Origin of the sequence: Paenibacillus thailandensis, assembly GCF_042685365.1 — a bacterium.
Classification (GTDB): domain Bacteria; phylum Bacillota; class Bacilli; order Paenibacillales; family Paenibacillaceae; genus Paenibacillus_AP; species Paenibacillus_AP thailandensis.
Genome location: NZ_JBHUMY010000012.1, coordinates 92,434 through 112,398, shown reverse-complemented (window position 1 = coordinate 112,398; position 19,965 = coordinate 92,434). Strand labels below are relative to the sequence as shown.

The following is a 19,965-nucleotide window of genomic DNA, read 5'->3' as shown; positions in this document are numbered from 1 at the left end:
TGACCGCGAGCCCTTACTTAAGGCTTGCGCATAAATAGATATTCGCTAAATTAGGAACATTATGATCAAAGAGGTGGCCTATGAGTGCCGAGCAATGGTATACGGTTGGCAAAATCGTCAATACGCATGGCATCCGCGGAGAGTTGAAGGTCGTATCGCAAACGGATTTTGCGGAAGCCCGTTTCGCAAGCGGAAGCAAGCTGCTTCTGCAAAAGGAAGACGGCTCCGAGCAGCTATCCGTCGTCGTCGGAGCTTCCCGCCCGCACAAAAACGTCTATATCGTTAAGCTGAAGGGCTACGATAACATAAACGATGTGGAGAAATACAAAGGCTGGCTGCTCAAGGTGGCCGGCTCCGACCGCGAGCCGCTGGCGGAAGGCGAATATTATTACAGCGATATTATCGGCTGCAGCGTCGTGACGGTCGAAGGCGAGGATCTCGGGACCGTAACGGAAATTTTAAGCCCCGGCGCCAACGATGTATGGGTGGTCGAAAAAGCCGGCCGCAAGCCGAAACAAATTTTGCTGCCGTATATCGACGATGTGGTGCTGAATGTGGATGTCGCCGCTAAAAGCGTCACTGTGAAGCTGATGGAAGGATTGATTTGACGGCCATGAAAATTGACGTTCTTACGCTGTTTCCGGAAATGTTCGGCGGCGTGTTCGGCGCAAGCATTCTCGGAAAAGCAAGGGACAAGGGCATCGTGGAGCTGAATGCCGTTGATTTTCGGCTTTACGCGAACAATAAGCATAACACGGTGGACGACTACCCTTACGGCGGCGGCGGAGGCATGGTTTTGAAGCCCGAGCCGATTTTTGCCGCGGTGGAAGATTTGATGGCGAATACGGACAAAAAGCCTCGCGTTATTTTGATGTGTCCGCAAGGGGAGACGTTTACGCAGCGCAAGGCGGAGGAGCTCGCGAAAGAAGAGCATCTTGTGTTTATATGCGGCCATTATGAAGGCTACGACGAACGAATCCGCGAGCATTTGGTCACGGACGAGCTCTCGATCGGCGATTTTGTGCTGACGGGAGGAGAATTGCCTGCGATGACAATCATCGACAGCGTCGTTCGGCTGCTTCCCGGCGTGCTTGGCAACGAATCATCGGCTATAACCGATTCGTTCAGCACCGGCCTGCTGGAATATCCGCATTATACGCGTCCGCCCGTATTCCGCGGCTGGGAGGTTCCGGAGGTGCTTCTGTCCGGACACCATGCGCGGATCGAAGCGTGGCGGAGGGAACAGTCGCTGCTGCGGACGCTTCGCCGGAGGCCGGATTTGCTCGAATCGGCCGATCTGACGACGCAGGAGCGGACATGGCTGAAAGAGAAACTTTCCGAAACGGAAAAACCGCAGGAAACTTGATTTTTTTGCATAATTTCCGTTGTTTTTTCGCCTAATCTATGATAAAATTTCTACTGTTGTTTGTAAAGTCGGACGGTCCGCTAATAGCGTAGAACCCGTTCATAGGAACGCGGCGAGTTATTAAGAACGTCTGTTGTGGAAGGAGTGACCGAAATGAACTTGGTACAAGCGATTACGCAAGAGCAGCTCCGCAAAGATATCCCTAGCTTCCGTCCTGGCGACACGCTGAAGGTATACGTGAAGGTTATCGAGGGATCGCGCGAGCGTATCCAGCTGTTCGAAGGCGTTGTAATCAAACGCCGCGGCGGCGGAATCAGCGAAACGTTTACCGTGCGCAAAATTTCTTACGGCGTTGGCGTGGAAAGAACGTTCCCAATCCACTCGCCTAAGATCGATAAGATCGAAGTGGCGCGCCGTGGTAAAGTTCGTCGCGCGAAACTGTACTACCTGCGCAACCTGCGCGGTAAAGCAGCAAGAATCAAAGAGATTCGCTAAGATGAAAACGGGAAAAAGGGGCTTGCTCAAACAAGCTCCTTTTCGTTTTTTACCGCGATAGAATTTTATGAAATTCCGGAGCAATCGGAAATAACAAATTCGTTTCCAGCGATAAAACATCTTATAAACGCGGTCGTTCATCTTCGAAAGACGCAAGAACAACGAAGTCGTATCGCGTGGCGGAAGGCAGCAAGCTATCGAAGCGGCTTGGAGGGCGGTTTTCCATCGCACTTGAACCAAGCCCGCGAATTAGATATGCTAATATCGGTTGCGTTCCGCTAATTTTATAGAGAAAGAAGGCAATATCGATGGACACACAGCAACATTCTGCGGATACGGGCGAAATGAATCCGAAGCCCAAATCAAGCAAAGCCTACAAAGAAATCGTCGATTGGATTAAGGCGCTTGCTTTTGCGGTATTGCTCGTCTTCGTCATTCGCACGTTTTTATTCTCACCCTTTATCGTTGAAGGTCCTTCGATGGAACCGAACTTTTATACGGGCGAGCGTCTGATCGTCAACAAAATATTGTACAAGTTCCGCGAACCGGAACGCGGGGAAGTCGTTGTGTTCCATGTGCCGGAGCAAGGCCGCGATTTCATTAAACGCGTTATTGCGGTATCGGGAGATACGATTAAAGTCGATGGAGACGACGTATATGTAAACGGCGAGAAGATCGAAGAGCCGTACTTGGCGGAAGCGATCCAGGAAGCGCACGCTCGGGGAGAGCTGTATAACAACGGCCCGAATCCGAATTACCCGAACAGCAGACAATCGGAGACGACCGTTCCGGAAGGCAGCATTTTCGCGATGGGCGATCATCGGAACAACAGTCAGGATAGCCGCGACATCGGCTTTATCTCCGAGAAAGAGATCGTTGGCCGCGCTGACGTGATTTTTTGGCCGCTTGATAAGATCAGCATTATCAATCATGATTGAGCATGAACATTTTTTTGAGGTGAGGCAATGACCATTCAATGGTTCCCCGGGCATATGACCCGGGCCAAGAGGCAGATCCAGGACAAGCTGAAATTAATCGACATTGCCATAGAACTTTTGGATGCGCGCATTCCGCTCTCGAGCCGCAATCCGATGGTCGACGAAATTTTGGGCGGCAAGCCCCGAATGATCGTATTGAACAAGTCGGATCTCGCCGATCCGAAAGTAACCGAGCAATGGACGAATTTCTTTAAGCGGGAAGGCCATGAATGCGCGGTTGTCGATTCTTCTACCGGCACGCGCGTCGGCGATATTCCGGTGCTGGCCAAACAAATTTTAAGCGAAAAGATTTCGAAGCAAATCGCCAAAGGCATGAACCCGCGGGCGATTCGGGCGTTGATCGTCGGAATTCCGAACGTCGGCAAATCGACGCTCATTAACCGGCTCGCCGGACGAAACATTGCCGCAACCGGAGATCGGCCGGGCGTGACGAAAGGACAGCAATGGATCAAAGTCGGCACCGACATGGAGCTGCTCGATACGCCGGGCATCCTGTGGCCGAAATTCGAGGATCAGGATGTCGGCTACCGGCTTGCGATTACCGGCGCAATCAAGGAGCAAGTGTTGAACGTCGAGGATATCGCTTTTACGGCGGTGAAGGAGCTGTCGAAGCGTTATTGGCCGGCGCTTAGCGAACGGTTCGGACTCGATTCGCCGCCGAAGGATACGGAGGATGCGGACGAAATCGTAAGAGTGATGGAGGATATCGGGAGGAAGCGCGGCGCGTTGATGGGAGGCGGCCGCGTCGATCTGGAGAAGGCGTCCGGCATTATTTTGCGCGAGCTTCGCGCGGGCAAGCTGGGACGCATTTCGCTGGAAGCGCCGTATCCGCCCGGCGTGGAGAAGCTTCTGGACTAACGGATAATGGGGAAACGTGATGCTGGAATACGAAACGAAGCTTTGGGAAGAAGGTTATACTTCGATCGCGGGCGTTGACGAGGTAGGCAGAGGCTGTTTATTCGGCGACGTGATTGCCGCAGCGGTTATTTTACCGCCCGGGCTTGTGCTTGAAGGAGTCGACGACTCGAAGAAGCTGTCGGAAAAAAAGCGGAATATGCTTTACGACCTAATTTTGGACAATTGTTCCGCATGGGCGATTGGACGGGTGGATGCCGAAACGATCGACCGCATCAACATTAAGCAAGCGTCGCGGCTTGCGATGAAGCTGGCCGTAGAGGCGCTTGCCGTGTCGCCCGATTACATGCTTGTCGACGCGGAGAAGGTTAACGTCCCGGTGCCGCAGCTTTCGATCATTAAAGGAGATGCGAACAGCCAGTCGATCGCCGCGGCGTCGATCGTCGCCAAGGTGACGCGGGACCGGCTGTGCGAGAACGAGTGGGATAAGCTGTACCCGGCCTATGGAATTGCCGTACATAAAGGCTATGCAACCAAACAGCATAGGGAGAAGCTGCTGGAATTCGGGGCAAGCCCGATGCACAGACAATCTTTTTTGGGCAAAATCATACAGGCGGAGGAGCAGCTGTTGTTTTAATCGCACCGGAAAGTTATATTTTGTAAACGCGTGAACGTACAAAGGATCTTTCCATTTGGCATGAAAAACCCTTATCGAACGAAATACGGTCGAAGCGAAGAACGCTCGCCATGCATGCAGATTCAAGCGATCTGCCATGTATCGCGGGCGTTTTTTGCCGTTTTGCAGGTTGCCGTTCACGGATGGAAGTCGGCAGCCGATAAATAAGTATACAAGCAGCTTACGGAAACGGAGATTAGCAAATGAATATCAATCAATTGATGAGAAGCTTGCTCGGCGAGACGACGGCGGCGGAACCGCGGGCACTCGAGCTGAAGATCGGCCAGGTCGTGCGGGGAATGGTCGTAAAGATGACGGACTCGAACGAGGCGATTGTTCAAATCAACGGCTTGCAGGTAAGGGCCCGTCTTGATTATCCGTTGCAGGCGGGGCAAAGCGCGCTTTTGCAGGTGATGCCGGAGTCTAATGAAGGCTTGATCATGCTTAAGCCGCTGCAGAACGGAACCGGGGCGCTTGCGGGGGATTCGGCGGCGGAATGGCTGAAGCAGCTTAAGCTGCCGGACCAGCCATGGGCGCATGCGCTCTTGGACCGCTTGAAAACAAGCGGAACGCGCCTTACGCCGGAGCTATCGCGCCACTTCAGCCAAGCTATGGTTCAAATGCCGGCGGAGGCCGATCCGGAGCAATGGCTGCAAAGCGCGGCGACGGCTTACGAAAGAGGGCTGCCGGCTACGGCGGACACAATTCAAGGATTGCGGCAGGTTCAATTCGGCACGTCCGTCGACCGGCTTCTCCTTACATTAAGGCAGCAGCTCGGCGAAATGGCGGAACAAAACGGCGGACGGCTTCCCGAAGCCGCATCCAATGCGGATAAGCTGCTCGCGGAAGGTTTGCGTTATATGGGATACGCGGACGGGACGACAGAAGGACGTGCCGGAACGGGCGCAGCCGGAAATCTGTACGCGGCGGCGGGCCGGGAAATCGGCGTTTCGGCGAAGTCCGCGTTCACCCGCGGGGCCGAACCGTTCGGCATCGACGAGTCGGCACGTATGATGACCGCCAATTCGTCGGCGGGACCGGAAGGAAGCGAAACGGGCGGCGCAAAGACGGGGCAGCACACGAATTGGCTTGGACAAATGATGAAATGGCTGGGCGTGGATTATGAGCATAACCTGGCCCGGGAATTGACGGCAGGTCAGAACGGGGTTGGCTCCGGAGTTCCGGATGTTGCAGCAGGGCAGCGGCAATCTAACGTTGACGGAACCGGAAGGAATTCGACCGTCTCACGGCAAACGGCGCCGCCGCTTTACGGCGAAGGAGCTGCAGAGCCGGCTGCGGCCGGGGCCAATGGCACGGACGCTTCGGATAATCGCCCCGCAATCTTGCCCGATAAATCGGGCGGCGGATTGCCGCTCGAAGAAACGGGACGCGAAGCATTTTCTCGCGGCGCCGTGCCGGCCGGAGCGGAGGATGAAGTTAGAGGAGCGCAGGATACATTCAAAAGCGCGCTGCTTTCGCTTGCCGCTTCGGACGATACGCCGCCAGCGGTCAAGGAAACGGCGCAGCAGCTTGTCCAGCATATTACGGGGCAGCAGCTGATGATGGCGCCGGAGCGGAACGGGGCGTTGTTCTCGCACTTAATGTTGCATATACCGATCGTCGGGCAGGACGGCAGCCGGACGGCTTCCGTCCATGTGCAGACAAGACGCGGCCGCAAAGGCGAATTGGATACGGAGAATTGCCGGCTGTTGTTCGATTTGTCGATGCGAACGATCGGGGATACGCTGGTGGATGTGAACGTCACGGACAAGATCGTAAGCTTGACGTTATGGAACGATCATCCTTCCATCGGCGCGTTGGCGGAAACGTTCAAGCAGGAGATGGCGGAACGGATGTCGGAGACGGGATATCAGCTGTTGTCGCTTAAGACCAGGCCTTTCCCGGACGATGCCGGAGGGGAAGCGGACAACCCGCCGGAGATGAACGGACGTATGCAGATGCAGCCTCCCGTTACGGCCGACTATGCAACTTATCGCTACAAAGGAGTCGATTACCGCGCATGAAGGATAGCCGGAAAGAAGAAGCGGCTGCGCAGCCGATTCGCAGAGCAGTGGCTCTGAAGTATGTGCCGGGAGAGCATCAGGCTCCGGTCGTCGTTGCGAAAGGCACCGGGCAGACGGCCGAAAAAATCGTGGAGAAAGCGATGGAAACCGGCGTCCCCGTTCAAGAGGATGCTTCTCTCGTCGAAGTGCTCTCCAAACTTAATATCGATCAGGAAATTCCGGCCGAGCTGTACACGCTTGTTGCGGAAATATTAAGCTTTGTTTACCGGGCCGATCGTACTGCGAGGGATCGGAATGGAGCATAAGCGGCCTCAAGCCAAACTGTCCAAGTTGACTGTCAAGCCGGACGGCAGAAAAAGGGTAGGTCAGCTGGGCGAAGCTGCGGCATGCGAATATTTGGAGCAGAGCGGATACGTCATCGTGGCGCGGAATTGGCGCTGCCGGACAGGCGAGATCGATATCGTCGCGGCGCACGGCGGCGTAACCGTTTTTGTGGAAGTCAGGACGCGCCGGAGCGGGGGACGGTTCGGAACGGCGGCGGAATCGATCGACTTTCGGAAACGGCGGCAAGTGATGGAGACGGCGCGGGTTTATTTGAAGCTGCATGCAGCCGAAGACGTTCCCGTCCGGTTTGATGCCGTCGCCATTACGATGGACGGGGATCAGGTTGTCGAATTGAAGCACTACGAGGGGGCGTTGTAACGCATTGCGCCAGCCCCCTTGTCTTTTTTTCTTCGTTATTACTTTTCGTACGGCCGGTAGGCAGGTCGAATTCACGATCAGGGTATAGTTTGCTTCCGGTCCAGCCGCCGATACTGCAGCGCTTCCGCGACATGCTCGGCTCCGATCTCGTCCGCAGCCTCGATGTCCGCGATCGTCCTTGCCAGTCTCAATATGCGGTCGTAGGCTCTCATGCTGATGCCCAACGCATCGAACGCGTTGTCCAGCAGCCCGGCGGCATCCGGACGAAGCCGTACGGCACGCCTAAGAGCCGCGCCCGAAAGCTTGATGTTCGCACCGCCGAATTCCTTCTGCCTCGCCGCCTGTCTGCGTCTCGCCTCCGTGACGACGGCTCTCATCTCCGCCGAGGATAGGGAGGGTACGGAACTTCTCCCTGCCGAGCCCGCAATAGCCGCAGGGCGCGGCACCTCCAGCTGCAGATCGATCCGGTCCAGGAGCGGGCCCGATATTTTGGCTTTGTACCGCGCTATGGCCGAAGGGCTGCATATGCATCGGTTATCGCCGTATTCGTGGCCGTGAAAGCCGCAAGGGCACGGATTTAGAGAGGCCGCCAGCATAATGTCGGCGGGGAAGCGAAATACCGCTTTCGCCCTGGCGATCGTCACGATCCGGTCTTCAAGCGGCTGACGGAGCACTTCGAGCACTTGCCGCGAAAATTCGGCCAGCTCGTCGAGGTATAAAATGCCTTTGTGAGCGAGCGTCACCTCGCCCGGCTTCGGAATCGAGCCTCCGCCGATAAGGCCGGCGGAGGATATCGTATGATGCGGCGAACGGAAGGGCGGAATTCGCATTAAGCCGTCGGCGCCTTGCGCAAGCTTGCCCGCCGCGCTGTAGATTTTGGTCACTTCAAGCGCCTCGGCTTCGGTGAGCGGAGGCAGGATCGTAGGCAGCCTTCGGATCATCATCGTTTTGCCCGTGCCCGGCGGTCCGAGCAGGATTACATTATGCTTGCCGGCCGCCGCGACGAGCATCGCCCGTTTCGCCTGCTGCTGTCCGATCACGTCGCTGTAGTCGCCAAACGGCTCCTCCTCTTCCGTTTTTCTTGTTTTGCTTCCGCCTGGGACCGCGGCTTTGCCCGGTTCATACCGGATCCCTTCCCATCCGCCCTCGGCCAGCTCTCTAAGATCGCTAACGGCAAACAGCTCCATTCCGCCGATCCATGCCGCTTCTTCCGCGTTTCCGAGCGGGAGCAGCACTTTGCGGATGCCGGAGCGTTTGGCCATCTCCAGCAAAGCCAATACGCCGTGCACCGGCCTGATTTTACCGTTCAGCGACAGCTCTCCGATCAGAATCGCGTTGTCGAACGGGGCGGCCGGAAGCTGGCCGCTTGCGGTCAAAATCCCGGCGGCGATCGCAAGATCGAAGGCGGTGCCTTCCTTGCGAAGGTCCGCCGGCGCCAGATTGACCGTGATCCGGTCGAGAGGAAACTTAAAGCCGCTGTTTTTGATCGCGGCGCGAACGCGCTCGACCGATTCCCGGACGGCCGGGTCGGGCAATCCTACGACGTTCACCTGGGGCAAACCGGAGGAGATGTCCACCTCTACCGAAATTCGCTTCCCTTCCACGCCGTGCACGCTGCCGCTGTGCAAAACCGTAAACATAACAAAAAAACACCTCCATCGTCTATTCGGATGAAGGTGCTTCCTCACGGATCCGTTTCATTTTTTTTTATCATAATATAGATTGTTTTTTTCTGTCAAACCGTTCGATCAGACGCATGAATTTACGGCCGATTAGAAAATAATGAAAGATAGCGTTATCATTTCATCTCAAATTGAGATGAAACCTATATTAAAAAAGCGACACAAAACAGACAAAAAAAACCGCCACTTTCCAAAAAAGATGCTACAATAAAAGTGTTTGTGTGTACCTAAAGACTGATATAGTCTGCGAAATGGAGGATTTCAAACATGAATATCCATGAGTATCAAGGCAAAGAGGTTCTGAGACAATACGGCGTCTCCGTTCCGCAAGGCAAAGTGGCCTTCACGGTTGACGAAGCCGTCGAAGCCGCGAAAGCGCTTGGAACGGACGTCGTTGTCGTCAAGGCGCAAATCCATGCGGGCGGCCGCGGTAAAGCGGGCGGCGTCAAAGTCGCCAAGAACCTTGAAGAAGTACGTACTTACGCTAGCGAAATTCTCGGCAAAGTGCTCGTAACGCACCAGACGGGCCCTGAAGGCAAAGAAGTTAAGCGCCTTCTTATTGAACAAGGCTGCGACATTAAAAAAGAATATTATGTCGGCGTCGTCGTAGATCGTGCGACGGGCCGCGTTGTCATGATGGCCTCCGAAGAAGGCGGCACTGAAATCGAAGAGGTTGCAGCGCGCACTCCGGAGAAAATTTTCAAAGAAGTCATCGACCCGGTTATCGGTCTGCAGCCGTTCCAGGCGAAAAAGCTCGCATACGCGATCAACATCCCGAATGAACTGGTCAACAAAGCGGTCCAATTCATGCAAGCGCTGTACGCCGCGTTTGTGGACAAGGACTGCTCGATTGCCGAGATCAACCCTCTCGTGGTGACGGGCGACGGCAACGTCATGGCGCTCGACGCGAAGCTGAACTTCGATTCGAACGCGCTGTTCCGTCATAAAGACATTCAAGAGCTGCGCGATCTGGACGAAGAAGACGAGAAGGAAATCGAAGCTTCCAAATACGATTTGAGCTACGTCGCCCTTGACGGCAACATCGGCTGCATGGTCAACGGCGCCGGTCTTGCGATGGCGACGATGGACATTATCAAATACTACGGCGGCGAACCGGCCAACTTCCTTGACGTCGGCGGCGGCGCGACGAAAGAGAAAGTTACCGAAGCGTTCAAGATCATTCTTTCCGACGCCAACGTGAAAGGCATTTTTGTCAACATTTTCGGCGGCATCATGCGCTGCGACGTTATCGCGGAAGGCGTTATTGCGGCAACGAAGGAGCTTGGCCTGGACAAGCCGCTTGTCGTACGCCTCGAAGGCACCAACGTCGAGCTCGGCAAAAAGATGCTGAACGAATCCGGACTGAACATCGTGGCAGCCGATTCGATGGCCGACGGCGCGCAAAAAATCGTCGCTCTCGTGAAATAAGAAGCGATAGTTCCCGAAGGCGCCGCGCCATGCGGCTGCAGAAAAGCGGTAAGCTTCAGATTACGAATTCATTCAGGGGATGTGAGTTTCGATGAGCATTATGGTAAATAAAGACACGAAAGTCATTACGCAAGGAATTACGGGCAAAACGGCTCTGTTCCACGCGAAAGGCGCACTCGATTACGGTACGCAAATGGTCGGCGGCACCTCGCCGGGCAAAGGCGGCACGAAAGTCGATATTACGCTCGAGAACGGCAGCACGGTTTCCCTTCCCGTATTTAATACGGTTGCCGAGGCGGTTAAAGAGACGGGTGCGACCGCATCGGTTATCTACGTGCCGCCTGCATTTGCGGCGGACGCGATTCTGGAAGCGATCGACGCCGAGCTTGAGCTCGTCATTTGCATCACGGAAGGCATTCCGGTATTGGACATGGTGAAGGTGAAACGGTACCTGGAAGGCAAGAATACCCGCCTGATCGGTCCGAACTGTCCGGGCGTTATTACGCCGGGCGAATGCAAAATCGGCATTATGCCGGGCTACATTCACGCTCCGGGCCACGTCGGCGTCGTATCCCGTTCCGGGACGTTGACCTACGAGGCTGTTCACCAGCTGACCACTCGCGGCATCGGCCAATCGTCGGCTATCGGCATCGGCGGCGATCCGGTGAAAGGAACGGAGTTCATCGACGTTCTGAAAATGTTTAACGAAGATCCGGACACGTACGCCGTCATTATGATCGGCGAAATCGGCGGCACGGCCGAAGAAGAAGCGGCCGAATGGATCAAAGCGAACATGAAGAAGCCGGTCGTCGGCTTCATCGGCGGGGCCACCGCTCCTCCGGGAAAACGGATGGGCCATGCCGGCGCGATTATTTCGGGCGGCAAAGGCACGGCGGCGGAAAAAATCGCGACACTCGAAGCTTGCGGCATCCGTGTCGCCCCGACTCCTTCCGAGATGGGCGCGACGTTGGTCAGCGTGCTGGAAGAGCAAGGCATGCTTGACAAAGTGTTGACGGTGAACAAATAAGGACGGAAGACGCTGCCAGGGCAGTCTTGTTTTTGCGCGCCCTGGCTGTTTTGCACGTTTATATTTTTTCAATAAAGGTAAGCAACCTTTCGACAACCTCCAACAGGAGCGCGAAGGGTTGCTTTTTTTTATCTGAATGTCAGATTTTCAACCTCAAAATGATAAAAATTTCAGGCCGACTTGCAATCTTTCTTCAGGTAACGCACAATAGAGGGCAGGCCGGCCTTCGTAAAGGGGCCATTCAACCGATGAGAACTTATCGTTCGGAAGCGCGCAAGCGAATGATGATATTGTTGCATGAGACGCCAGGCATCGGCTGGCTTGCCATTCATCGGGCAATCCAAGCCGAAATGTGGACGAAGCCGCATGCGTCCGCCGAGGAGTGGCGACGGGCCGGACTGCTTCCGAAGCAAGCGGAAGCGGCGGCAATGCGGATGCGGGAGGGCAGTCTGGAGGATTTGCAGTCGCCGTACATGCGCGCGCGCAGGATGGGCGCCGCCGTACTGACTCCGGAAGACCCGCAATACCCGGAACGGCTGCTGCATACGCCGAATCCGCCATGGGTGCTTTATGCGCTTGGCCGGCTGGAGCTTCTGAACCGTCCTTCCATTGCCGTCGTAGGGACAAGGCAGCCGACTTCGTACGGGCGGAATACGGCTTTAAGTCTTGCCCGGAAGCTCTCCGAAAGCGGTATGACGGTCGTGAGCGGGCTGGCCAGAGGTATTGACAGCTACGCCCACGAAGGAGCTCTGAAGGCCGTAGGAAGCACGATAGCCGTTCTTGCGTCTCCGATCGACGTTTGCTATCCGTCGAACAACTATTCGTTGTACCGCAAAATCGCCGAGGAAGGGTTGTTGTTGTCGGAGACCCCCATCGGCACCGCCGTTCATCCGGGCATGTTTCCGCTGCGGAACCGGATTATCGCCGGCCTGACGCTCGGGACGGTCGTCGTCGAAGCCGCATCGCGCAGCGGCTCGCTTATAACGGCGAAGGACGCCGTCGAAATGAACCGGAACGTATATGCCGTTCCGGGTCCGATCACTTCGTCCAAGAGCGCCGGAGCGAACGAGCTTATTGAACGGGGAGAAGGGAAAATAACGCTGGGAGTGGAGCAGATACTCCAGGATTTCGCTTATTTGCGGGAGGAGCTTGCGGCCATAACGGGGAGAAGGGAGCAAGCCGCCGGCGGCGACTGTACCGTCGAGCTGTCGGCCGAGGAAGCGAAAGTGCTGAAGCTTCTCCGCGACGAACCGCTCACGCTGGAAGAGCTTCAAGGGCTTACTTCGATTCCGTTTGGACTTTTGAACACACTTCTGATAAATTTATGTATAAAACGGAAAATCGAGCAGCTGCCCGGTTCTATATATACGGTATTGTGACAGCAGTTTAGAGAGAGGAGGCGCCACCAGTGGCAGATTCACTAGTTATCGTGGAATCGCCCGCCAAAGCGAAGACGATCGGCAAATATTTAGGCAGCAAATATATCGTCAAAGCTTCGATGGGCCATATTCGCGATTTACCGAAAAGCCAGACCGGCGTCGAGATTGAGAAAGGTTTCCAACCGAAATATATTACGATTCGCGGTAAAGGAAGCGTCCTCAAAGAGCTGAAGGACGCCAGCAAAAAAGTAAAGCATGTCTATCTGGCGGCCGACCCTGACCGCGAAGGCGAAGCGATCGCGTGGCATTTGGCCCATTATTTGGATTTGGACGAATCCGAAACGTGCCGGGTCGTTTTTAACGAAATTACGAAGCAGGCCGTCAAGGATGCTTTTAAACACCCGCGCAAAATCAACATGGATCTCGTAAACGCCCAACAAGCGCGCAGAATTTTGGACCGGCTGGTCGGCTACAAGATCAGTCCGTTATTATGGAAGAAAGTGAAGAAAGGGCTGTCCGCCGGCCGCGTACAATCGGTTGCCGTGAAGCTGATCATTGACCGGGAGAACGAGATCAACGCTTTTATCCCGGAAGAATATTGGTCGATTACGGCCAAGATGTCGCACGAGGGCATTCCGTTCGAATCGAAATATTATGCGTTGAACGGCGAGAAGAAGGAGCTCGGCAGCGAGGAAGAGATGAAGCGGGTTCTTGCCGCCATGGAAGGCAACGATTTTACCGTCGCCGAAGTGAAGGAGAAGGAGCGTCTGCGCAATCCCGCCGCGCCGTTCATCACCAGTACGCTGCAGCAGGAAGCCGCCCGAAAGCTCGGTTTCCGCGCGGCGAAGACGATGTCTGTCGCCCAGCAGCTGTACGAAGGGGTAGAGCTGGGCAAGGAAGGGACGGTCGGACTCATAACGTACATGCGTACGGATTCGACCCGTATCTCTCCCGTCGCCCAAGAGGAAGCCAAAGTTTATATTACCGAAAGATACGGTGCCGACTTCGTTCCGGAACAACCGCGCAATTATGCGAAAAAGAACAGCAACGCCCAGGACGCGCACGAAGGCATTCGCCCGACGTCCGTAGGCCGCGATCCGGAAACGGTAAAGCCGTTCCTGAGCCGCGATCAATTCAGGCTGTATAAGCTGATCTGGGAACGTTTCGTATCGAGCCAGATGGCGTCCGCCGTTCTGGATACGATGACGGTCGATCTCGCTTCGGGCGCCGCTACCTTCCGGGCTACCGGCTCCAAAGTAAAGTTCGCCGGCTTCATGAAAGTGTACGTGGAAGGCAACGACGACGGAACGGAAGAGGAATTTAAGTTTCTGCCTCCGCTTGCCGTCGGCGACCGGATATCGTCGGAGTCGATCGAACCGAAGCAGCATTTTACGCAGCCGCCGCCGCGTTACAGCGAAGCACGGCTCGTGCGCGCGCTGGAAGAGCTTGGGATCGGCCGGCCGAGTACATACGCGCCGACGCTCGAGACGATTCAGAAACGCGGTTATGTGGCAATCGACGATAAAAAGTTTGTTCCGACCGAGCTCGGCGAGTTGATTATTCAGTTGATGGCCGAGTTTTTCCCGGAGATTCTGAACGTCGAATTTACCGCCCATATGGAAGAAGATCTCGACCGTGTCGAAGAAGGCAAGGAAGACTGGGTGAAGGTGCTTTCGCAGTTCTACGAATCGTTCGAGAAGAGGCTCGAAGTGGCCGAGGAAGAAATGAAGGAAATCGAAATTCAGGACGAAGTATCCGATGAGCTTTGCGATAAGTGCGGGCGCCATATGGTGTACAAGATGGGCCGCTTCGGGAAGTTTCTCGCTTGCTCGGGCTTTCCGGATTGCCGCAACACCAAGCCGATCGTCAAGGATATCGGCGTCACGTGCCCGAAATGCCGCGAAGGCAAAATCATCGAGCGACGCAGCAAAAAAGGCCGGATCTTCTACGGCTGCGATCAATACCCGGGCTGCGATTACGTCTCATGGGATAAGCCGACCGGGAAGCCGTGCCCGAAATGCGACTCGATGCTCGTCGAGAAGCGCAGCAAGGCGGGTATAAGGCTTCAATGCCCTTCGTGCGATTATTCGGAAGAGGTTCCCGAAGAAGAACAAGCTTAAGCATGCATCCGCACCTCATCCTCCCGGCCCGGGGGGATGAGGTGCTCCGTCTGTTTCGGGAGACCGAGCCGGATGGATCCGCACGCCATACTCGTTAGGGCCGGGCGGCATATCCGATGGGTCTGGACGGCATAGATGAATTGATGAAACGCAACATAGAATAAGGTATAGATGATGGAGGTAATGGTAGTGTCGGATATTAGGCGGGTTACGGTAATCGGAGCGGGTCTCGCGGGAAGCGAGGCGGCTTGGCAGATCGCAAGCCAAGGCGTCCCGGTTACATTGTATGAAATGCGCCCCGTGCGGCAAACGCCGGCGCATCATACGAAAAATTTTGCGGAGCTCGTATGCAGCAACAGCTTGCGGGCGAACGGCCTGACCAACGCGGTTGGCGTTCTGAAAGAAGAGATGAGAAGGCTGAATTCTCTCGTTATCGGGAGCGCCGACCGAAACGCCGTTCCGGCAGGCGGAGCGCTTGCGGTGGACCGCGACGGCTTCTCCGGGGAGATCACCCGTATTTTGCACGAGCATCCGCTTGTTGAAGTCCGCAACGAGGAAGTGACGGAAATCCCTTCGGACGGCATAACGGTCATTGCTACCGGTCCGCTTACGGCTCCGGCCCTCTCGGAGCAAATCCGCTCCTTGCTCGGCGAAGAATATTTCTATTTCTACGACGCGGCAGCGCCGATTATCGAGAAGGATTCGATCGACATGAGCAAGGTGTACCTTGCGTCGCGATACGACAAAGGAGAAGCGGCTTATTTGAATTGCCCGATGACCGAAGAGGAGTTCAACGTTTTCTACGATGCGCTCATTTCGGCCGAGACGGCTGCGCTCAAGGAATTCGAGAAAGAAGTGTATTTCGAAGGCTGCATGCCGATCGAAGTGATGGCTAGCCGCGGCAAGCAGACGGTGCTGTTCGGTCCGATGAAGCCCGTCGGCCTGGTTAACCCCCATACCGGCAAGCTGCCATATGCGGTTATTCAGCTGCGCCAGGACAATGCCGCAGGCACATTGTACAATATGGTCGGTTTCCAGACCCACTTGAAATGGGGCGAGCAAAAGCGCGTATTTTCGCTTATTCCCGGCCTCGAAAACGCGGAATTCGTCCGTTACGGCGTCATGCACCGGAATACGTTCATCAACTCGCCGCGCCTGCTTGAGCCGACCTATCAATTGAAGATGCAGAACAGCCTCTTCTTTGCCGGCCAGATGACCGGGGTCGAGGGATACGTGGAGTCGGCCGCGTCGGGCCTAATTGCCGGCGTAAACGCCGCAAGACTAGCCCGCGGCCTTACTCCGCTCGTGCTTCCCGAGGATACGGCGCTCGGCAGCATGGCGAATTACATTACGACAGCCGATTTTAAGCATTTTCAGCCGATGAACGCGAACTTCGGTTTGTTCCCGCCCCTCGACAAACGGATTCGGAACAAAAAAGAGAAAAATGAAGCGATCGCAAACCGGGCGCTCGACCGCATCGAACAATTTAAAAAGGAACATCTTGTTCATTTGCACGTATAAAACTTAATTATGAAGTCGCGAGGAGGCATTAGTGATGGAGATGCAGTTTCATGCCACGACGATTTGCGCCATTCGCCACAACGGCAAAGGAGCGATTGCAGGCGACGGGCAAGTGACGTTCGGGAACAGCATGGTGATGAAAAATACGGCCAAAAAAGTAAGAAGGCTGTACAGAGGCCAGGTCGTCGCCGGTTTTGCGGGATCCGTGGCCGACGCGATCACGCTGTTCGAGAAATTCGAAGCGAAGCTCGAGGAGCATCATGGCAATCTGCAGCGGTCTGCTGTCGAGCTGGCGAAGGAATGGCGATCCGACCGGGTGCTGCGCAAGCTTGAAGCGATGCTGCTGGTCATGGACAAGACGGGCCTGCTGCTTATTTCCGGAAACGGAGAAGTGATCGAGCCGGACGACGGCATTCTGGCGATCGGCTCGGGCGGCAACTTTGCGTTGTCGGCGGCGCGCGCCCTGAAGCGGCATGCCCCGCAGCTGGAGGCGAAGGACATCGCCCGATCGGCACTTGAAATCGCGGCGGACATATGCGTTTATACGAACCATAATATTATTGTGGAAGAGGTCGAATGAGCTAGCCCTTTTTATCAAAGGCCATTCGAAGGCGAACGGCCGCGTTAAGAGGCAAATTTAATGGTAAGATAACCGAACGGAGGGAAACGGTATGGTTAACGATGGATGGACGCCAAGGCAGATCGTTGCCGAGCTCGATAAATATATTGTGGGACAAAAGCAGGCAAAGCGTTCGGTTGCAATCGCGCTGCGCAATCGTTACCGGAGAAGCAAGCTGGACGAATCGCTCCGGGACGAGATCGTACCGAAAAACATTCTGATGATTGGACCTACCGGCGTCGGCAAAACCGAAATTGCCCGCAGGCTTGCGAAGCTCGTCAAAGCCCCTTTCGTCAAGCTGGAAGCGACCAAATTTACGGAAGTCGGCTATGTCGGCCGGGACGTCGAGTCGATGGTCCGCGACCTGGTCGAAACGGCGATCCGCATGGTTCGCGAAGAGAAAACGGAGAAAGTAAGGGATAAAGCGGAGAAGCAGGCGAACGAGCGGATCGTGGCACTGCTCGCGCCGGCGGCAACGAAGGCGAAGTCGCAAAAAAATCCGTTTGAAATGCTGTTCGGCAACGCGGGCCAGGCGAAGGACGAAGAGGAGGAGCCGGAGCAAGACAACGCGATCGTGCAGAAACGGGCAAAGATCAAGGAGGATTTGGCTGCCGGCAAGCTGGAGAACGAAGTGATCGAGATCGAGGTCGAGGATGCGGCTCCGAACATGCTGGATATGCTGGGCGGACAAGGTCCGGAAGGCATGGGCATGAACTTGCAGGAAATGTTCGGCCAATTCATGCCGAAGCGGATGAAGAAGCGCAAGCTGCCGATTAAGGAAGCGCGCAAGGTGCTCACGCAGGAAGAAGCCAATAAGCTTATCAATATGGATGATGTCATCTCCGAATCGATCGTGCGGGCGGAGCAATCCGGCATTATATTCATCGACGAAATCGATAAAATCGCGAGCTCATCGCGCGGCAACGGCCCGGACGTGTCGAGGGAAGGCGTGCAGAGAGACATTCTGCCGATCGTAGAGGGCTCCACGGTCATGACCAAATACGGACCGGTCCGGACGGATTACGTTTTGTTCATCGCGGCGGGAGCGTTCCATATCGCCAAGCCGTCCGATCTGATTCCCGAGCTTCAGGGACGTTTTCCGATCCGGGTCGAGCTGACGAGCTTGACACTGGACGATTTCGTCAGCATCCTGACGGAGCCGAAAAACGCGCTCACGAAGCAATATGCCGCGCTTCTTGCCACGGAGGGCATCGAGGTCGAGTTTTCCGACGAAGCGATTCGCGAGCTGGCTTCAATAGCCGCGGAAGTGAACCGGAATATGGAAAATATCGGTGCGCGCCGTCTGCATACGATTCTCGAGAAACTGCTCGAGGACTTGTCGTTTGAAGCCCCGGAACTCAATCTGGAGAAAATGGTGATCACGCCGGAATATGTGCGCGAGAAGCTTGGCGGCATTGCGAAGGACCGCGATTTGAGCCAATATATTTTGTAGTTTTTCTCATCGGCTGCATAGGCGCTGCAGGGAACCGTCTCCTTGCAGCGCCAAGCCGTGCAAAGCGGCAGCGCTTTGCATTGAAATAGAAGGCGGTATAAGCTTGAAGCCGTTTCAGCTTATACGGGCTTTTATTTCGCGGCATTCGGCATTCGCCGGGGAATTGACGCCCGTCGAAGCCGCTTACGCTTGATCAGTTTTGGGAGGCAATAGAATGACTTTACTTACAAAAACAAGAACGTTGAACCGGCTGCTTCAGCGGGCGGCCGGGAAACCGCTCAGCTTTCGCGAAATGGCGGAAGTGCTCTGCACGACAATCCAATCGAACGTATTCGTCGTAAGCCGGAAAGGCAAAATACTCGGCTGCGCAGCCGTTCATCCGTTCGATCACGACGCTTTGCGGTCCATGTCGGCCGAAGAGCTCCGTTTTCCTCAGGAGAGCAACAGGCGGTTTCTCGATATGTCGGAATCCGTAACGAACGCGGAGCCTGACAGCGGCATTTACGAATCGTTCTCGGCGCTAGGAGAACAAGAAATTATGACCGTCGTCCCCATTACCGGAGGCGGAGACCGGTTAGGCACTTTGGTTCTGACCAGGAGAGCCGGCTCGTTCGACGACGACGATTTGGTGCTGGCCGAATACGGCTCGACCATCGTCGGCATGGAAATATTGCGGGAGCGGGCCGAGGAGGTCGAGCAGGAGGCAAGAAGCCGGGCTGCCGTATCCGTGGCTATCGGTTCGTTGTCGTTTAGCGAATTGGAGGCGGTGGAGCATATTTTCGAGGAATTGGACGGGAAGGAAGGCTTGCTGGTCGCGTCGAAAATTGCCGACAGAGTCGGAATCACTCGTTCAGTTATTGTAAATGCATTAAGAAAATTAGAAAGCGCAGGCGTAATTGAAACTAGGTCTCTAGGCATGAAAGGGACTTACATTAAAATATTGAATACCCAACTTCTGTTAGAGTTGGAGAAGCTGAAAAAGTAAAATGAATAATTAGACCTATAAAAAAGATTCCAAAGCCCTATCTGTCAAGATAGGGCTTTTTTCGCATTGTAATATTTTAGGAAATTCAGGAAGATAGTCGTATCGGCAAATATCGACATTTTCCGTCTCATTTTTTTCATTTTTTTCTGTCGAAGTAGGAAGGAATGAGTTGTAAAATGTTGAATAATCCTAGTACAATCAATCCGAAAGTGGTGAAAAAGTAGTGAACTTGCTGAATGGCACCGCATTCCTGCGTCTTGAGAATGCGGTTAAAGCTGCGGAAATGCGACAACAGGTCATATCAAACAATGTAGCCAATGCCGACACGCCTAATTTTAAACGGTCCGAACTCCTATTCGAAGAGTTGCTGAAGCAGGAAATGGGGGGGAGTAAAGAGAGGATTACGGGGGTACGCACGAACAGCAAACACATACCGATCGGCCCGGGCCAATCGGCGGTGCCAGAAGCCCGGCTCGTCACCGACAGGACCACCGCGATCAACAACAACGGCAGCAATGTGGACATTGACAGCGAGATGGCTCTGCTGGCCAAAAATCAGCTGAACTACAACTTCTACATTCAACAAATTAATCACGACGTATCCATGATGCGGACGGCTATTGGGAGTGCTTAAC

At 55.0% G+C, this 19,965-nt stretch carries 19 protein-coding genes; 18 read left to right on the top strand and 1 reads right to left on the bottom strand.

The window, feature by feature from the left end; all coding sequences use genetic code 11:
- Nucleotides 1-80: 80 nt before the first annotated feature.
- From rimM to ACFSW5_RS11965, 9 genes are all read left to right on the top strand, one after another.
- Nucleotides 81-608 carry a ribosome maturation factor RimM gene (rimM, locus tag ACFSW5_RS12005; RefSeq protein ID WP_379273186.1) on the top strand — a complete coding sequence of 176 codons (528 nt, stop codon included), beginning with the start codon at nt 81-83 and terminating at the stop codon, nt 606-608.
- 5 nt (nt 609-613) lie between these two features.
- Nucleotides 614-1,366 carry a tRNA (guanosine(37)-N1)-methyltransferase TrmD gene (gene trmD / locus ACFSW5_RS12000; RefSeq protein ID WP_379273183.1) on the top strand — a complete coding sequence of 251 codons (753 nt, stop codon included), beginning with the start codon at nt 614-616 and terminating at the stop codon, nt 1,364-1,366.
- A gap of 153 nt (nt 1,367-1,519) precedes the next feature.
- Complete coding sequence (gene rplS, locus ACFSW5_RS11995; RefSeq protein WP_379273181.1) at nt 1,520-1,861, top strand: 50S ribosomal protein L19; 342 nt, start codon at nt 1,520-1,522, stop codon at nt 1,859-1,861.
- 308 nt (nt 1,862-2,169) lie between these two features.
- Nucleotides 2,170-2,799, top strand: coding sequence for a signal peptidase I (gene lepB / locus ACFSW5_RS11990; RefSeq protein ID WP_379273179.1), 630 nt, complete (start codon nt 2,170-2,172; stop codon nt 2,797-2,799).
- A 27-nt stretch (nt 2,800-2,826) separates the two neighbouring features.
- Nucleotides 2,827-3,717, top strand: a complete 891-nt coding sequence (ylqF, locus tag ACFSW5_RS11985) for a ribosome biogenesis GTPase YlqF (protein WP_379273176.1) — start codon at nt 2,827-2,829, stop codon at nt 3,715-3,717.
- A gap of 19 nt (nt 3,718-3,736) precedes the next feature.
- Complete coding sequence (locus tag ACFSW5_RS11980; protein WP_379273174.1) at nt 3,737-4,351, top strand: ribonuclease HII; 615 nt, start codon at nt 3,737-3,739, stop codon at nt 4,349-4,351.
- Between the two features lie 242 nt (nt 4,352-4,593).
- Nucleotides 4,594-6,414 carry a hypothetical protein gene (locus tag ACFSW5_RS11975; RefSeq protein ID WP_379273172.1) on the top strand — a complete coding sequence of 607 codons (1,821 nt, stop codon included), beginning with the start codon at nt 4,594-4,596 and terminating at the stop codon, nt 6,412-6,414.
- A complete protein-coding gene (locus ACFSW5_RS11970) occupies nt 6,411-6,719 on the top strand; it encodes an EscU/YscU/HrcU family type III secretion system export apparatus switch protein (protein WP_379273170.1) in 309 nt (102 codons plus the stop codon). The genes ACFSW5_RS11975 and ACFSW5_RS11970 overlap by 4 nt, the downstream gene beginning before the upstream one ends.
- On the top strand, nt 6,709-7,116 hold the full coding sequence (locus ACFSW5_RS11965) for a YraN family protein (RefSeq protein WP_379273168.1): 408 nt from the start codon (nt 6,709-6,711) through the stop codon (nt 7,114-7,116). The genes ACFSW5_RS11970 and ACFSW5_RS11965 overlap by 11 nt, the downstream gene beginning before the upstream one ends.
- 77 nt (nt 7,117-7,193) lie before the next feature.
- Here ACFSW5_RS11965 and ACFSW5_RS11960 read toward each other — a convergent pair whose 3' ends face one another.
- On the bottom strand, nt 7,194-8,756 hold the full coding sequence (locus ACFSW5_RS11960) for a YifB family Mg chelatase-like AAA ATPase (RefSeq protein ID WP_379273166.1): 1,563 nt from the start codon (nt 8,754-8,756) through the stop codon (nt 7,194-7,196).
- A 309-nt stretch (nt 8,757-9,065) separates the two neighbouring features.
- Between ACFSW5_RS11960 and sucC the strand changes: the two genes are divergently transcribed.
- The 9 genes from sucC (at nt 9,066) to flgB (ending at nt 19,964) form a co-directional block, all read left to right on the top strand.
- On the top strand, nt 9,066-10,226 hold the full coding sequence (sucC, locus tag ACFSW5_RS11955) for an ADP-forming succinate--CoA ligase subunit beta (RefSeq protein ID WP_379273164.1): 1,161 nt from the start codon (nt 9,066-9,068) through the stop codon (nt 10,224-10,226).
- A 91-nt stretch (nt 10,227-10,317) separates the two neighbouring features.
- Nucleotides 10,318-11,253: a succinate--CoA ligase subunit alpha gene (gene sucD, locus ACFSW5_RS11950; RefSeq protein ID WP_379273162.1), complete on the top strand. Its 936-nt coding sequence runs from the start codon at nt 10,318-10,320 to the stop codon at nt 11,251-11,253.
- Nucleotides 11,254-11,501: 248 nt separating this feature from the next.
- Nucleotides 11,502-12,632, top strand: a complete 1,131-nt coding sequence (gene dprA, locus ACFSW5_RS11945) for a DNA-processing protein DprA (protein WP_379273160.1) — start codon at nt 11,502-11,504, stop codon at nt 12,630-12,632.
- Between the two features lie 29 nt (nt 12,633-12,661).
- Nucleotides 12,662-14,752: a type I DNA topoisomerase gene (gene topA, locus ACFSW5_RS11940; protein WP_379273157.1), complete on the top strand. Its 2,091-nt coding sequence runs from the start codon at nt 12,662-12,664 to the stop codon at nt 14,750-14,752.
- Between the two features lie 189 nt (nt 14,753-14,941).
- Nucleotides 14,942-16,273, top strand: coding sequence for an FADH(2)-oxidizing methylenetetrahydrofolate--tRNA-(uracil(54)-C(5))-methyltransferase TrmFO (gene trmFO, locus ACFSW5_RS11935; protein WP_379273155.1), 1,332 nt, complete (start codon nt 14,942-14,944; stop codon nt 16,271-16,273).
- A 34-nt stretch (nt 16,274-16,307) separates the two neighbouring features.
- Nucleotides 16,308-16,853 (top strand): ATP-dependent protease subunit HslV, encoded by a 546-nt coding sequence (hslV, locus tag ACFSW5_RS11930; protein WP_379273153.1) that lies wholly within the window; start codon nt 16,308-16,310, stop codon nt 16,851-16,853.
- 91 nt (nt 16,854-16,944) lie between these two features.
- Complete coding sequence (gene hslU, locus ACFSW5_RS11925) at nt 16,945-18,345, top strand: ATP-dependent protease ATPase subunit HslU (RefSeq protein WP_379273151.1); 1,401 nt, start codon at nt 16,945-16,947, stop codon at nt 18,343-18,345.
- Nucleotides 18,346-18,559: 214 nt separating this feature from the next.
- Complete coding sequence (gene codY / locus ACFSW5_RS11920) at nt 18,560-19,330, top strand: GTP-sensing pleiotropic transcriptional regulator CodY (protein ID WP_379273149.1); 771 nt, start codon at nt 18,560-18,562, stop codon at nt 19,328-19,330.
- Nucleotides 19,331-19,553: 223 nt separating this feature from the next.
- Nucleotides 19,554-19,964 (top strand): flagellar basal body rod protein FlgB, encoded by a 411-nt coding sequence (gene flgB, locus ACFSW5_RS11915; RefSeq protein WP_379273146.1) that lies wholly within the window; start codon nt 19,554-19,556, stop codon nt 19,962-19,964.
- The last annotated feature ends 1 nt before the right edge of the window (nt 19,965 follow it).

Excerpts from the sequence above, each read along its gene's own strand:
- rimM (WP_379273186.1), top strand. The coding sequence starts at position 81 with ATGAGTGCCGAGCAATGGTATACGGTTGGCAAAATCGTCAATACGCAT.
- trmD (WP_379273183.1), top strand. The coding sequence starts at position 614 with ATGAAAATTGACGTTCTTACGCTGTTTCCGGAAATGTTCGGCGGCGTG.
- rplS (WP_379273181.1), top strand. The coding sequence starts at position 1,520 with ATGAACTTGGTACAAGCGATTACGCAAGAGCAGCTCCGCAAAGATATC.
- lepB (WP_379273179.1), top strand. The coding sequence starts at position 2,170 with ATGGACACACAGCAACATTCTGCGGATACGGGCGAAATGAATCCGAAG.
- ylqF (WP_379273176.1), top strand. The coding sequence starts at position 2,827 with ATGACCATTCAATGGTTCCCCGGGCATATGACCCGGGCCAAGAGGCAG.
- ACFSW5_RS11980 (WP_379273174.1), top strand. The coding sequence starts at position 3,737 with ATGCTGGAATACGAAACGAAGCTTTGGGAAGAAGGTTATACTTCGATC.
- ACFSW5_RS11975 (WP_379273172.1), top strand. The coding sequence starts at position 4,594 with ATGAATATCAATCAATTGATGAGAAGCTTGCTCGGCGAGACGACGGCG.
- ACFSW5_RS11970 (WP_379273170.1), top strand. The coding sequence starts at position 6,411 with ATGAAGGATAGCCGGAAAGAAGAAGCGGCTGCGCAGCCGATTCGCAGA.
- ACFSW5_RS11965 (WP_379273168.1), top strand. The coding sequence starts at position 6,709 with ATGGAGCATAAGCGGCCTCAAGCCAAACTGTCCAAGTTGACTGTCAAG.
- ACFSW5_RS11960 (WP_379273166.1), bottom strand. The coding sequence starts at position 8,756 with ATGTTTACGGTTTTGCACAGCGGCAGCGTGCACGGCGTGGAAGGGAAG.
- sucC (WP_379273164.1), top strand. The coding sequence starts at position 9,066 with ATGAATATCCATGAGTATCAAGGCAAAGAGGTTCTGAGACAATACGGC.
- sucD (WP_379273162.1), top strand. The coding sequence starts at position 10,318 with ATGAGCATTATGGTAAATAAAGACACGAAAGTCATTACGCAAGGAATT.
- dprA (WP_379273160.1), top strand. The coding sequence starts at position 11,502 with ATGAGAACTTATCGTTCGGAAGCGCGCAAGCGAATGATGATATTGTTG.
- hslV (WP_379273153.1), top strand. The coding sequence starts at position 16,308 with ATGGAGATGCAGTTTCATGCCACGACGATTTGCGCCATTCGCCACAAC.
- hslU (WP_379273151.1), top strand. The coding sequence starts at position 16,945 with ATGGTTAACGATGGATGGACGCCAAGGCAGATCGTTGCCGAGCTCGAT.
- codY (WP_379273149.1), top strand. The coding sequence starts at position 18,560 with ATGACTTTACTTACAAAAACAAGAACGTTGAACCGGCTGCTTCAGCGG.